This is a genomic window from Bacteroides sp., assembly GCF_030151085.1.
Classification (GTDB): domain Bacteria; phylum Bacteroidota; class Bacteroidia; order Bacteroidales; family Bacteroidaceae; genus Bacteroides.
This window is the reverse complement of the sequence record NZ_JASLER010000054.1, coordinates 36704-51331: the sequence shown is the minus strand read 5'-3', so window position 1 is coordinate 51331 and position 14628 is coordinate 36704. Positions and strand designations below refer to the sequence as shown.

The 14628-nt window shown below is 40.6% G+C and carries 9 protein-coding genes; 7 read left to right on the top strand and 2 right to left on the bottom strand.

The window, feature by feature from the left end; genetic code table 11:
- The first annotated feature begins 9 nt into the window (after nt 1–9).
- The 5 genes from Q1W14_RS10660 to Q1W14_RS10640 all read left to right on the top strand — a co-directional run bounded on the left by Q1W14_RS10660 (nt 10) and on the right by Q1W14_RS10640 (nt 6785).
- Nucleotides 10–1377 carry a peptidylprolyl isomerase gene (locus Q1W14_RS10660; protein WP_300701388.1) on the top strand — a complete coding sequence of 456 codons (1368 nt, stop codon included), beginning with the start codon at nt 10–12 and terminating at the stop codon, nt 1375–1377.
- 28 nt (nt 1378–1405) lie between these two features.
- Entirely contained in the window at nt 1406–3130 is a 1725-nt protein-coding gene (locus Q1W14_RS10655) for an OstA-like protein (RefSeq protein WP_300701387.1), read from the top strand.
- Nucleotides 3131–3134: 4 nt separating this feature from the next.
- Nucleotides 3135–3431, top strand: a complete 297-nt coding sequence (locus tag Q1W14_RS10650) for a hypothetical protein (RefSeq protein ID WP_300701386.1) — start codon at nt 3135–3137, stop codon at nt 3429–3431.
- A gap of 35 nt (nt 3432–3466) precedes the next feature.
- A complete protein-coding gene (gene mutL / locus Q1W14_RS10645) occupies nt 3467–5356 on the top strand; it encodes a DNA mismatch repair endonuclease MutL (RefSeq protein ID WP_300701385.1) in 1890 nt (629 codons plus the stop codon).
- Between the two features lie 241 nt (nt 5357–5597).
- Nucleotides 5598–6785 (top strand): OmpA family protein, encoded by a 1188-nt coding sequence (locus Q1W14_RS10640; protein WP_300701384.1) that lies wholly within the window; start codon nt 5598–5600, stop codon nt 6783–6785.
- A gap of 108 nt (nt 6786–6893) precedes the next feature.
- On the opposite strand, the gene trpS is transcribed toward Q1W14_RS10640, so the two are convergent.
- On the bottom strand, nt 6894–7988 hold the full coding sequence (gene trpS / locus Q1W14_RS10635) for a tryptophan--tRNA ligase (RefSeq protein ID WP_300701383.1): 1095 nt from the start codon (nt 7986–7988) through the stop codon (nt 6894–6896).
- Nucleotides 7989–8119: 131 nt separating this feature from the next.
- Nucleotides 8120–10153 carry a PAS domain-containing hybrid sensor histidine kinase/response regulator gene (locus Q1W14_RS10630; RefSeq protein WP_300701382.1) on the bottom strand — a complete coding sequence of 678 codons (2034 nt, stop codon included), beginning with the start codon at nt 10151–10153 and terminating at the stop codon, nt 8120–8122.
- Nucleotides 10154–10541: 388 nt separating this feature from the next.
- Between Q1W14_RS10630 and bglX the strand changes: the two genes are divergently transcribed.
- Nucleotides 10542–12755 carry a beta-glucosidase BglX gene (gene bglX, locus Q1W14_RS10625; RefSeq protein WP_300701381.1) on the top strand — a complete coding sequence of 738 codons (2214 nt, stop codon included), beginning with the start codon at nt 10542–10544 and terminating at the stop codon, nt 12753–12755.
- A 44-nt stretch (nt 12756–12799) separates the two neighbouring features.
- Entirely contained in the window at nt 12800–14593 is a 1794-nt protein-coding gene (locus Q1W14_RS10620) for a hypothetical protein (RefSeq protein ID WP_300701380.1), read from the top strand.
- Nucleotides 14594–14628: the final 35 nt, after the last annotated feature.

Genomic DNA, 14628 nt, shown 5'->3' with positions numbered 1-14628 from the left:
ATACCAAGAATGAAAAAGTGTATGAACTTTAAGTTTGTAGTTTTATTTGCCTTGACGTTATTAGCCGGTTCTACCGTATATGGACAAGACAACGTGATTGACGAGGTGGTTTGGGTAGTAGGTGACGAGGCTATATTGAAGTCCGAAGTAGAAGAGGCTCGTATGAGTGCTTTGTATGAAGGACGTAAGTTTGACCGTGATCCTTATTGTGTAATACCCGAAGAGATAGCTGTACAAAAGTTGTATCTTCATCAGGCTGCACTCGATAGTATTGAGGTTCCTGAAAGTGAAGTAATCCAGCGTGTAGACTACATGACGAACATGTATATTACTAATATCGGTTCGCGTGAGAAAATGGAAGAGTACTTTAACAAGACTTCCAGTCAAATTCGTGAAACCTTGCGTGATAATGCTCGTGAAGGTTTGAAGGTACAGAAAATGCAGCAGAAACTGGTAGGAGAAATTAAGATCACTCCGGCCGAAGTACGTCGTTACTTTAAAGATCTCCCGCAGGATAGTATTCCTTACATACCTACTCAGGTGGAAGTGCAAATTATTACCCAACAACCTAAGATTCCTTTGGATGAAATTGAGGATGTGAAGAAGCGTTTGCGTGATTATACTGAGCGTGTCAATAAAGGTGAAAGCTTTTCTATGTTAGCACGTTTGTATTCTGACGACCGCGGCACTGCTATCAATGGTGGTGAAATGCCGTTTACCGGTCGTGGTTACCTGGACCCTGCTTTTGCCAATGTGGCTTTTAACTTACAAGATCCGAATAAAGTTTCTAAAATTGTAGAGTCTGAGTATGGTTTTCATATTATCCAATTGATGGAAAAGCGTGGTGACCGTATAAAGGTACGTCATATTTTGTTGAAGCCTCATGTTCCGGAAGAAGCATTGATAGCTGGTAATGCACGTTTAGACTCTATTGCTGATGATATTCGTAATAACAAATTTACGTTTGAAGAAGCTGCGTCCATACTTTCACAAGATAAGGACACACGTAACAACCACGGTTTATTGCCGAACCCTAATACAAATACTTCCAGATTTGAGATGCAGGAACTTCCCCCTGAAATCGCTAAGGTGGTAGATAATATGAAAGTCGGTGAAATATCTGAAGCTTTTACAATGATTCCGCAAAAGACTGGTAAAGAGGAATGTGTGATTGTGAAACTGAAGAGTCGCACTGTCGGTCATAAGGCTACCATTTCTGATGACTATCAGAACTTAAAGGAAATTGTATTGGAAAAACGTCGTGATGAAATGTTGGAGAAGTGGATACGCGAAAAGCAGAAACATACTTATGTACGTATCAAAGACGATTGGAAGAATAACTGTACATTCAAGTATCCGGGCTGGATTAAAGACTAATCCGGACGGGTTTACATAGACTTTTTGTATGCAAAAGAAAGATACAAGAAAACATCTCCTTTTCAGGCATAGATACCTACTTGCAGGTATTCTATGCCTGTTTGGTATGTGTTTGCTGAGTGCTCAGGACAAGAAGAATACTTCTGATGCTCCGGAGAAAAAGAAGACTGAAGTGTCTGCTGAGAAGAAGAAGATGGGGACTACTGAGAAAAAGAAAACGCGTGTTGATTTGTTGTATGCCGATGAGGCGCAGGCTGATAAGCAACAGCGTCCTGATGTACAAGTATTAATCGGCTCGGTTCGAATGAAACATGATAGTATGTACATGTTTTGCGATAGTGCGTTGATCTTCGAAAAAAGCAATTCCGTTGAAGCTTTTGGTAATGTACGTATGGAACAAGGTGATACCTTGTTTATTTATGGCGACTACTTGTATTATGATGGAATGTCCCAACTGGCAATGATTCGCGAGAATGTGCGTATGATAAACCGTAAAACAGTGTTAACCACTGATAGTTTGAATTACGACAGATTGTATAACTTGGGCTACTATTTCGAAGGTGGTACGCTGACCGATGAAGAAAATGTTCTTACCTCCGAATGGGGAGAATATAGTCCGGCTACCAAGTTGGCTGTGTTTAACCATGATGTAAAGTTGGTCAATCCACAATTTGTATTGACTTCTGATACATTGAAATATAGCACATTGAGCAAGATCGCTACGATTCTGGGACCTTCCGATATTGTGAGCGACAATAACCATATTTACTCTGAACGTGGTGAATATAATACGACGACGGATCAAGCCGAACTGCTAGATCGTTCCGTATTGACCAACGAAGGCAAGCGATTGACTGGTGATAGTCTTTACTATGATCGTAAATTGGGTTATGGCGAAGCATTTGATAATGTGGTGATGAACGATACTGTCAACAAAAATATGCTTACCGGTAACTATTGTTTTTATAATGAACTTACCGGAAATGCTTTGGCTACCCAACGAGCAGTTGCTATAGACTACTCGCAAGGTGATAGTCTTTATATGCACGGCGATACTTTGCGATTGATTACCTATAATCTCGATACGGATTCTATGTATCGTGAAATGCGCGTTTATCATAAGGTACGTGCCTATCGTACTGATGTACAGGCAGTGTGCGATTCATTGGTCTATAATTCTAAAGATTCTTGTATGACGATGTACACTGATCCGATTGTTTGGAATGGTAACCAGCAATTGTTAGGTGAAGAAATCAAAGTCTATATGAATGATAGTACTATTGATTGGGCGCATATCATCAATCAAGCTTTGGCTATAGAGAGAAAAGATAGTATTCATTATAACCAAGTGGCCGGTAAAGAGATGAAAGCATTCTTTGAAAAAGGTGAGATGCGTCAGGTAGATGTGAATGGTAATGTGTTGGTTATCTACTATCCGGTAGAGGAAAAAGATAGTTCGTTGATTGGACTCGATTATACTGAGGGTGGTTTCTTGCGGATGTTGTTGAAAGACCGTCGCATGGAGCGAGGTTCGTTTATAGGTAAGGCTAGCGGTACAATGTATCCAATGAACCAGATTCCACCGGATAAATTTAAACTTGCTTCTTTTGCATGGTTCGATTATATTCGTCCACGCAATAAGGAAGACATCTTTGAGTGGAGAGGTAAAAAAGCTGGTGAGACTTTACAAAAAAGCGATCGGAAACCTGTAACTTCACCAAGAAATATGCATATCAAACGTAATAATAAGTAGCGCTATGGGAATGTTTACAATGCGGAAGCCCCGCGGCTTTAATCACCAATACATCTATGTGGATGAACGGAAAGAGAAATTAGCGAAGATGGAAGAGAAAGCCAAACGCGAATTAGGAATGCTTCCCGAAAAAAAGTTCACGCCCGAAGATATTCGCGGAAAATTCGTAGAAGGGACCACCCACTTGAAGCGTCGTAAGCAAAGTGGGCGTAAACCAGTGCATTTGGGCCTGATTATCATATTGATTGCCTTACTTGCCTTCCTGTGGCATTATCTCCAAACCGGAGAATGGGCCTTCTGATTCCTTCATTAATCATTAAACATTAATCATTAAAAATGAGCGATATCATTCATTTGCTGCCCGATTCGGTTGCTAACCAAATTGCTGCCGGAGAGGTAATACAGCGGCCGGCATCCGTCATTAAAGAATTGGTGGAAAATGCGATTGATGCCGAAGCCCGGGAAATACATGTTTTAGTAACCGATGCCGGAAAAACGAATATTCAGGTTATTGATGACGGAAAGGGTATGTCCGAGACAGATGCGCGCCTCTCTTTTGAGCGCCATGCAACATCGAAGATACGCGAAGCTGCTGACCTGTTTGCTTTACGTACAATGGGATTTCGTGGTGAAGCGTTGGCGTCTATTGCCGCAGTAGCAGAGGTTGAGTTAAAAACGCGTCCTGCTAGTGAGGAATTGGGTACGCGCTTATTTATCGCTGGTTCCAAAGTAGAGGCTCAGGAAGCGGTATCTTGTCCCAAGGGGAGTAACTTCTCTATTAAAAATTTATTTTTTAATATACCAGCCCGCCGCAAATTCTTGAAGGCCAACTCTACGGAGTTGAGTAATATCCTGACTGAGTTTGAACGGATAGCATTGGTGCATCCTGAAGTTGCTTTCTATTTGTATAGCAACGATACCGAGTTATTCAATCTACCTGTTATGCCCCTGCGTCAGCGCATTATGACTGTTTTTGGCAAGAAGCTGAACCAGCAGTTACTATCAGTAGATGTAGATACTACAATGGTAAAAGTATCGGGTTTTGTAGCCAAACCGGAGACAGCACGGAAGAAAGGTGCTCATCAGTATTTCTTTGTGAACGGACGTTACATGCGACATCCTTATTTCCATAAGGCAGTGATGGATGCATACGAGCAACTTATTCCGGCAGGTGAACAAGTTTCCTACTTTATTTATTTCGAAGTAGATCCGGCTAATATCGATGTAAATATTCATCCGACAAAGACGGAAATCAAGTTTGAGAATGAACAGGCCATTTGGCAAATATTGTCAGCTGCGGTAAAGGAATCATTAGGTAAGTTCAATGCTGTGCCGACCATTGACTTTGATACCGAAGATATGCCCGACATTCCTGCATTTGAACAAACACGTCCGATAGAACCACCTAAGGTGCATTATAATACCGACTTTAATCCTTTTAAAAGTTCATCTGCTGCTGCTTACGGTGGTGGTAGAGACTATTCTCGCCCAAAGATGGAGTGGGAGGGGCTTTATTCCGGTATGGAGAAATCCAGTAAAATGAATGAGCCGATGGAGGAAGAACCGGAAGTAGATGAAGGTAGAGAGCCTTATCTTCCCGAACCAACTGATAATATTTCAGTTGCACCTGCTACTTTGTATAGTAGTAATGTAAATATTGAAAAAGGAGCACAGCACTTTCAGTACAAGGGACGTTTTATTCTGACTTCCGTGAAATCGGGACTTATGCTGATTGACCAGCACCGTGCACATATCTGCGTACTGTTTGAACGGTATATGAATCAGATACGTGAGAAACGGGGGATATCACAAGGGGTATTATTCCCTGAGATAGTGCAATTACCTGCTTCCGAAGCAGCGGTGTTAGAAAGCATTATGGATGACTTTTCAGCTGTAGGTTTTGAACTGACTCCACTGGGTGGCGGTAGTTATGCTATCAATGGCATTCCTTCCGGCATCGAAGGTTTGAACCCGGTGGAGCTTGTCCGTAGTATGGTGCATACGGCTATTGAAAAGGGGAATGATGTGAAAGAAGAAGTACATACTATTCTTGCATTAACTTTGGCACGTGCCGCTGCTATTGTTTACGGGCAAGTGCTAAGTAATGATGAAATGGCTAATCTGGTAGATAATCTTTTTGCATGTCCAACACCGAACTATACGCCGGACGGACGAATAGTATTGTCGACTTTAAAAGAAGAAGATATCGAAAAATTATTTAAGTAATTGGACTGATGTCCGAAACGCATGGTCTGTTTGAGGTAAACAGATGATGCGTTGATGGCAAACAGACCATCTGTTTATGTTAAGCGGATGGTCTGTTTGTTTTTTATGTATTATATAGAAGATTTTTCGAACTCATATTTAGCAAAAAAAAAACATTTTCAGAACTTTTTAGTCCAACTGGTGTTTTTATATCAGTTTATAAGATTGGAAAAACAATTAACCACTTAACTATTTAAAGTATATGAAAAAGATTCTAATGATTCTGGCATTGTCCAGTTTAACCTCTGTTGCTTTTGCGCAGCAGAGTGAAGTAGTCGTCGGATTCGAGGAAATCCAGGTACAAGACAAGTATCGAGTGTTAACTAATACATTTTGGGATAACTGGTTCTTCTCTATTGGCGGCGGTGCTTCTGCTATGTTTGGAGATAATGACCAAGCAGGTAGTTTTGGTGATCGCATTAGCCCGACTTTGAATTTTGCTGTCGGTAAATGGTTTACTCCCGGATTGGGATTACGTGTGCAATATAGCGGTTTGCAAGCTAAAGGATTTACGTATGATGCAGGTGCACCTTATGTAAAAGGAACCCAAATGAAGGATGGCTATTACAAACAGCGTTTCGATTATATGAACTTACATGGTGATGTGATGTTCAATTTGAATGCCCTTTTTGGAGGTTACAATCAATATCGTGTATACGAAATTATACCTTATTTAGGAGCGGGGTTTACTCACAATTACTCAAGCCCTCAGCGCGAAGCTCTAGCAGTAAACGCAGGTATCATCAATCGCTTCCGGATTTCGAATGCAATCGATATTAACCTGGAGTTGAGCGCAATGGGTGTAGAAGATAAATTTGATGGTGAAGTCGGTGGCAAACATGGATTCGATGGTGTATTGAGTGCAACTCTCGGTCTGACTTATCGTTTCCCTAAACGTGGCTTCAATCGTCCTATTCCTCAGTTGATTTCTCAGGCAGAATTGGCTATCATGCAAGAACAGCTGGCTCAATTAGCTGCTAATAACCAGCAATTGCAGAATGCGTTGGTAGCTGCTCAGAACCAACCGGTAGCTGAGGTTTCAGAAACTGAAGTTGTTGTTCAAAGTGATATTGCACCGCGTACTGTATTCTTCACAATTGGTTCGGCTGATGTAACTCCACGTGAAGTTATGAACTTGTCTTACTTGGCTGATCAGATGAAACAATTCCCGGATGCAACTTACACAGTCAACGGCTATGCTGACTCTTATACCGGTACACCGTCATTCAACCAAACATTGAGTTTGAAGCGTGCACAAGCTGTTGTGAATGTATTGGTTAAAGACTTCGGAATCTCTGCCGATCGTTTGAAAGTAAGTGCTGATGGTGGTGTCGATAAGTTCGGTCAACCTATCTTAAACCGCGTGGTATTGGTAAAATCTGCAGAATAAGTTACTGATAACAGATAAATAGAAAGTGGGCTACGTTTCCTAAATGGAAATGTAGCCCACTTTTTATTATCTTATAAATAAGAATATAGTGCTATTCTAGATTGCTATTTATTCTCCACTGAATTTCCTGACTTGTTCTGCTATCAATTCAGCATCATCAAAATAATTGATTTTCATTGCTTTGCGAACGTCATCCAAGGTAGCTGCCGCAGCTTCTCTTGCTGTCTCGCAACCTTTCTGCAACATATCATAAATGGCAGGTATATCTTTTTCAAATACCTTGCGACGGTTACGGATGGGCTCTAAAGTCTCTTGCATGATGGAGTTGAGGAAATTCTTCACCTTCATGTCACCCAAACCACCACGTTGATAGTGAGCTTTCAACTCTTCCAGATTCGGATAATCGGGCAGGTAAAGTCCAAAATGTTCTGGACGGCAGAAAGCATCCAAGTAAGTGAATACAGTGTTACCTTCAAGTTTACCCGGGTCTTGTACACGCAGATGGTCAGGATCGGTATACATACTCTTCACTTTCTTCTGTACTTCGTCGGCAGTGTCGGAGAGATAAATGCAATTACCCAATGATTTACTCATCTTGGCTTTTCCGTCGGTTCCCGGCAAACGCAGACATGCTGCATTGTCCGGTAACAGGATTTCCGGTTCAACCAATGTTTCGCCGTATATGAAGTTAAAACGACGGACGATCTCACGTGCCTGTTCCAGCATCGGTTCTTGATCTTCTCCTACGGGAACAGTAGTTGCTTTAAACGCAGTTATATCTGCCGTCTGACTGATGGGATAGGTGAAGAAACCTACTGGGATGCTTGCTTCGAAGTTGCGCATCTGTATCTCAGTCTTAACTGTTGGGTTACGTTGCAGACGAGATACGGTCACCATATTCATATAATAGAAGGTGAGTTCGCAGAGTTCTGCTATTTGCGATTGAATGAAAATAGTGGATTTGGTAGGGTCTAAGCCTACAGCCATATAGTCCAATGCAACTTCAATTACATTTTGGCGCACTTTTTCGGGGTTGTCTACATTGTCTGTCAGAGCCTGTGCGTCCGCAATAAAAACAAAAATCTTATCGAATAATCCGGAGTTTTGTAGTTCAACTCTTCTTCTTAACGATCCTACGTAGTGTCCGATGTGCAAGCGTCCGGTAGGGCGGTCGCCTGTAAGTATAATCTTTTCTTTTCCCATTCTTATGTATCCTTATGATTTAAAAAACGTCACAAAGATACTCGAAATAATTAAGAATTAAGAATGATAAATGAAGAATTAGGAATACAATACCGTTGCATTGCCTAATTCTTCATTTCTAGGTGTGTTAATTATAAATATGCGTGGTTATACATCGTACTTTCCACTATGCTAAGTAACTCCTGTTTCTTGACAGGCTTAGTAAGATATTCATTGCAGCCTGCTTCCAAGGCATTCACTCGGTCGGAATTGAAGGCATTAGCTGTAACGGCAATAATAGGGATGTCTTTGTCGAAGATACGTATTCTGCGAGTGGCTTCCAGTCCATCCATACGAGGCATACGTATGTCCATAAGAATCAGTGAGTAAGGATTCATTCTTGCCATTTCTACTGCTTCGATTCCATTGATTGCTCGGTCTATATGTGCATTTTTCAACAAAGATTTCAGTAATAGGTAATTGCTGTCTTTGTCTTCTGCAACTAATATATACTGATCTTTAAGAAAATCATGATCCGTGCTGGACGATTTGGATAATGTTAGAGGAATGGACAGAATGGCCGGTGCCACCATTTCTGCTTCCTTCAGCTCTATCTCCGCTTCACAACCATTCCAAGCCCAAAAGGTGGAGCCTCTCCCATATTCTGATTCGAAACCTATGCGTCCTCCTACAGCATCGGAGATGGCTTTGCAAATAGAAAGACCTAAACCGGTACCTTGGGCAAAATCATCCAATTTTTCGAAACGTTGGAAGATGAGGTGTTGCTTCTCTTTGGGAATGCCGATACCGGTATCTTCCACATAAAGACGGAGCCCTTTGTCCATATATTCATATCCTATTTTGATGTATCCTTTCGGGGTGTATTTGATGGCATTGGTGGCAAAGTTGGTTAATATCTGTGCCAAACGGTTCTTGTCCAGATGCACGATACATTTGCGGTAAGGATTTACGATACGGAATTCGACATCCGGATTGGTGATGCGCTGCTTCATTGAAGTTGCAAAATCATCGAAGAAAGAAGCCAAGTCAAAGGTTTCACGCTTCAGTTCCATCATACCCGACTCTAACTTTGAGAGGTCGAGAATATCGTTGATTAATCTTAAAAGCAAATCATTGTTTACGTTGATGATTTGGGCAAATTCATCCCGTTCTTCCTGATCATTGGTGGTCATCAATAGCTGTGAGAATCCCACAATAGCATTGAGTGGTGTACGGATTTCATGGCTCATATTGGCAAGGAATGCCGATTTAAGTTTGTCAGCTTCCTGGGCTTTCATCTTTTCTTCTTCCAGACGTTCGTTGATGTTTTTCCACTCGGTGTCGTCGCGGCGGAAACCGATGTACTTGATAACTTTCCCGTTCTGATCTTTTTCAAAAGGAGTACCGTATACCGTAGTATAATGCCAATTGTCATTATCAGAATATCTCAGGCGCTTATGGAACAAGAGTGTTTCATCACGGCCTTCATTCATAGTGTCGATAATGTCTTTTACCCGCTCTTTATCATCAGGATGAACGGCATTGAAGTAATCTTCGGAAGTAAGTATGCTTTCTGAGCCTTTGATATGCTCATTGCTTGAATTGAACAGATGGGTGATATTATCATATTCCCACTGTACCAAACCACTGGTCTGGATGGCAAGTTTTACTTTTTTGTCTTTGTTCTCAAGTTCTTCATTATGCAGATATTGATGAGTTACGTCTTTGAGGGTGCCTACAATACTTTTAACAGTATTGTCATCACTATATTCGGATACTGTCATTTGAGTTTCGAAATACATGTCTGAGTTACTTTCTTTATCATGTATCTTGCAGACACAAACTTCTTTCTGCGATAGATTATTACTAAGGCGGGAAAGGGCAACTTCAAAATTAGTACGATACGGTTCAATAATCAATTTCAGTAACCTGCTGTATTTAACGCTGGTCTGCGATCTTAATTTTCCATATAATGCATTAAATATTTGTTCTTCGCAATTGTAGGACCAAATAGAGATGTCTGCTGCACCAATTGCTAGTTCCAATTTCTTACGGATAGCAATCAATTCAACTTTCTCATTTGAATTATTCCATTGATGTTTTAAGCGACTATAGAGTGTGTACAAGGACACTGTGGTGATGAATAATAGTATAGTCAGTGCTGTTAAAATAAATATAGTTGTCATATAATAATGCAGTTAAAATTGCGACTTTTTGGTTGATGTATAATTGTTGAGACTGAATAACAGGCTCATTAAGGCATAGTATAGACTTTACTTTAAAGAATCTTGTTCATGATACTGCTTATTTGATTGTTCGTAATTGGTTGATTTCCGTAATTATAACAATTAGAAATACTATTATGTTGCAGAAAAAAAGGAATTATTTTTTTTACAAGTGGAGAGTCTTTGTTATTGGCTGTATTAATCGTGAAAATAGGAGGTTAGTATTAGAATTATAGTAGTAATAAGCCTACAGTGGAGTATTGTGTTATTATCAAGTGGCTTTATGTTATTTCGTTATAATTTATAGACCTAAATTTGCCATTGATTGAAATTCATAAATAGAAGTACTATGCAAAAACTATTGATTTTATTGTTATCAGCATTGTATCCTTGCTTAGTTATTCAGGGACAGAAGTTGATTTACAAAGATGCGAAGCAACCGATTGAAGTTAGAGTAAATGATCTGTTAGAACGGATGACTTTACATGAAAAGATACTTCAACTAAACCAATATACATTTGGAGAAAATGATAATCCTAATAATATTGGCACGGAAGTGAAGAACCTGCCTGCAGATATAGGTTCATTAATTTATCTTCATACTGATCCCAAATTACGCAATCAGATTCAGCGGAAAGCAATGGAGGAATCCCGTCTTGGAATACCTATTCTTTTCGGGTTTGATGTGATCCATGGATTACGTACTGTATACCCTATCTCGTTGGCTCAGGCTTGTAGTTTTAATCCTGAATTAGTGACTCAAGCTTGCCGAATAGCTGCCAAAGAAGCTGTGTTATCGGGCATTGACTGGACATTCTCTCCAATGATTGATGTGGCTAGAGATCCTCGTTGGGGACGTATCTCCGAATGTTATGGAGAAGACCCCTATCTGAATGCTATTTTGGGAGTAGCATCAGTGAAAGGATATCAGGGTAAAAACTTGTCTGATCCTTATTCCATAGCTGCTTGTCTAAAACACTTTGTTGGCTATGGGGCATCCGAAGGTGGTCGCGACTACAGATATACAGATATATCGGCTCAGACTCTGTGGGAAACCTATTTACCACCCTATGAAGCATGTGTAAGAGCAGGTGCGGTCACCCTAATGAGTGCTTTTAATGATATAAGTGGTATACCTGCCACTGCAAATCAATATATATTGACTGATATTTTGAAAAAGAAGTGGCAGTTTGATGGCTTCGTTGTATCGGATTGGAATGCTATTGAACAATTGATTTACCAAGGAGTGGCCAAAGATAAGAAAGATGCTGCTTACAAGGCTTTTCAGGCAGGAGTAGAAATGGATATGCGCGATAATTTATATTATGAGTATTTAGAACAGCTTATTGCAGAGAAGAGAATTTCAATTGCACATGTAGATGATGCTGTTGTCCGCATACTTCGGTTAAAGTTTCGTTTAGGATTGTTTGATGAACCTTATACAAAAGAGTTAAATGAATCAGACCGTTATCTACAAAATGAAGATGTTACTTTAGCGGCTGGTTTGTCAGAAGAATCAATGGTATTATTGAAGAATAATAATAATCTGTTGCCTCTTTCTTCAACAGTCAGGAAGATTGCGGTGATAGGCCCCTTGGCGAAGGATAAATCCAATCTATTGGGAGCTTGGGCTTTCAAGGGTCAGGAAGAAGATGTGGAAACGATATATGAAGGGATGCAGAAAGTATTCGGGGCTAAAATTCAACTGAGTTATACGCAGGGATGTGCATTAGATGGAGAAAATGAGTCTGGTTTTTCTACTGCTTTACAAACAGGCAAAGCAGCCGATCTGATAGTCGTGTGTCTGGGAGAGTCCAAGCAGTGGAGTGGGGAGAATGCTTCACGCTCTACTATAGCTTTGCCGGCTATTCAAGAGAAACTGCTCCTACAGCTAAAGCGGGCGAACAAGCCAATTGTACTGCTTCTTTCCAATGGTCGTCCGCTTGATCTATCCCGATTGGAGCCACAGGTCAATGCAATCATTGAGATGTGGCAGCCAGGTATTGCAGGAGGTACTCCGTTAGCAAAGATTCTGGCAGGTGAGGTGAATCCTTCGGGGAAACTATCCATTACTTTTCCACGGTCTACGGGGCAGATCCCTATCTATTATAATATGCGACAACCTGCCCGTCCGTTTGATGCTATGGGAGACTATCAAGATATCTCGACCGAACCTATGTATCCTTTCGGTTATGGATTGAGTTATACTACATTTACTTACTCCAATGCGAAGCTTTCATCCCGAAAAATAAACAAGGGAGAAAGGATTTCTGCTGAAGTTACTGTGACCAATACCGGAAAGGTGGCGGGAAAGGAAACGGTGTTATGGTATATTTCTGATCCGGTTTGCTCAGTTTCTCGTCCGATAAAAGAACTCAAGTTCTTTGAGAAACAGTCATTAGAAGCAGGTGAGAGCAAAGTCTTCCTATTTGAGATAGATCCTGTGCGTGATCTGAGTTATGCAGACGCAACGGGACACCGCTTTCTGGAAGATGGAGAATTCGTTGTACAAGTAGGCGATAAAAAGCTGGTATTTGAAGTCATGCCCTCGCAACCGGAATAAAGTATTTCACTTTTAATAGAAAACCGTTAAAAAGCAAAAAAAATATGTTTTATAAGAAATGTATAATCAGTGTATTACTACTATGGCTATGTACGTTCTCCCTTTGTTTGGCACAGAATGAATTTAGTGCATGGAATAAAAACAAAGCCGCACGGCTTGATAAACCATTGTTTGTTTACAACAACTGGTCTGCTTATGATGAATTGTCTGATAATATACCATTGGACGAAGCATTGGCTATGAAAGAGTTGGAGCACATTGTACGCTTGAAGAACTTAGGTGTACAAGTAGATTATTATATGATGGATGCTTTCTGGTTCGATGTAAACGAAGGGTATCGCAAGTGGCGGTCGGATCGTTGGCCCGAAGGTCCTAAACGTTGGTTAGAAGCTTGCAAAAAAGAAGATATCAAACCTGGATTATGGTTCTCCACCAACCTGTTGCGTATAGGAGGCCCGGCAACCACGATGAAACCTATTCCCGAATGGGAAGGTTCTGTATCAGAAGAGAGAACTACATTATGCTTATTCAGAGGTGGGTATCTGTCTCACTTGATGGAAACGTTGCAAATGTATGCCGATATGGGCATTAAGATGTTTAAATTTGATTTTGCCTACTTTGATGCAGCAACACCTGAGGTCAAATGTACTATGTTACCTTCTGAGATAGAGGAACAGAACCGAAATGCATTTATATTAGCCATCAAGGAATTTCGTTATAAGAATCCGGATGTACTTTTCATCGGATATAATGGATTTGGAGGGGATATGGAAAATACAGTTACGCCATTTCACAAGACTGTAGACCTGCGTTGGCTGGAAATATTTGATACGATGTATTGCGGTGATCCCCGATTATCGGATGTTCCTATGATGAACTTTTGGCGTTCGCAAGATTTGTATTCAGATCACATGACTTTCCAATATTTATTTAATGGACTTCCTATTCAACGCATAGACAATTGCGCCTTCATGATTGGCACCACAGGTACTTGTTATAACAGAGCATTGAATGCTTGGAAAGGAATGATGATTTTGACTATGGCACGTGGCGGTTGGCTGAATGTATGTCATGGAAACATTGATTTGCTAAGTGACGAAGAGGTCCGCTGGATGAGCAAAGTACAACGGCTATACTTGAATGTACAGCAATACGGACGCATTTCCGCATTTGGTTCTATACCGGGTAAAGCGTTGCCATACGGATATATGGCTTCTACCGATGGAGGCAATCTTTATACAATAGTCAATGCCTCACAAAGTAAAGCCAAATTTATCCTGCCGGAAGCTATAGGAGAAGGACGGATCCTTTTCAGAGATAATGGTTATATACCCGTTTTAAAAGGAGATAGTATAGAATTAGGACCGGAACAAATGGCAGTTATCGGTTTTGGCAAATTCAATACTTCCCCCTATGACTTGGGTATTGAAAAAGACATTATCATACCAGAAACCATCCAGCAAGTAGAAATCAATGTCCAAAAGAAAGATGAACATACTTTGCAAGCCCATTACACCCCTTCAGCAGGAAAGACGGTGCGTATATTATTTCAGCAGTTAGACGAACAGGGAAAAGCATTTCGCTCATGGGGAGGTGCTCCACCATCGGGAATAAAAATGGGCCGTTTTTTTAATATAGAAGTACGACAAGGCAAACGCTTACTTCCAATAATGAAATCACATGATAAGATGATTTGGTGCGGTCTGTCATGGGCTGTTGCCGAAATTTTAGCAGATGACGTAAAGGGTAACCAACCTTTAGAAATTAGCTGCACCACTGTAGATGGAAATAGTCAATATTGTAGACTGAATTTGTATGAGGTAGAATACCCTCGTTAAGAAATAGTAGTAACAAACAAAAGGGGTGTCTATGA

What these genes read in the sequence shown, in the direction of transcription:
- Q1W14_RS10620 (WP_300701380.1), top strand. Translation starts at nt 12,800, where the DNA reads ATGTTTTATAAGAAATGTATAATCAGTGTATTACTACTATGGCTATGT.
- Q1W14_RS10655 (WP_300701387.1), top strand. Translation starts at nt 1,406, where the DNA reads ATGCAAAAGAAAGATACAAGAAAACATCTCCTTTTCAGGCATAGATAC.
- trpS (WP_300701383.1), bottom strand. Translation starts at nt 7,988, where the DNA reads ATGGGAAAAGAAAAGATTATACTTACAGGCGACCGCCCTACCGGACGC.
- bglX (WP_300701381.1), top strand. Translation starts at nt 10,542, where the DNA reads ATGCAAAAACTATTGATTTTATTGTTATCAGCATTGTATCCTTGCTTA.
- Q1W14_RS10640 (WP_300701384.1), top strand. Translation starts at nt 5,598, where the DNA reads ATGAAAAAGATTCTAATGATTCTGGCATTGTCCAGTTTAACCTCTGTT.
- Q1W14_RS10630 (WP_300701382.1), bottom strand. Translation starts at nt 10,153, where the DNA reads ATGACAACTATATTTATTTTAACAGCACTGACTATACTATTATTCATC.
- mutL (WP_300701385.1), top strand. Translation starts at nt 3,467, where the DNA reads ATGAGCGATATCATTCATTTGCTGCCCGATTCGGTTGCTAACCAAATT.
- Q1W14_RS10650 (WP_300701386.1), top strand. Translation starts at nt 3,135, where the DNA reads ATGGGAATGTTTACAATGCGGAAGCCCCGCGGCTTTAATCACCAATAC.
- Q1W14_RS10660 (WP_300701388.1), top strand. Translation starts at nt 10, where the DNA reads ATGAAAAAGTGTATGAACTTTAAGTTTGTAGTTTTATTTGCCTTGACG.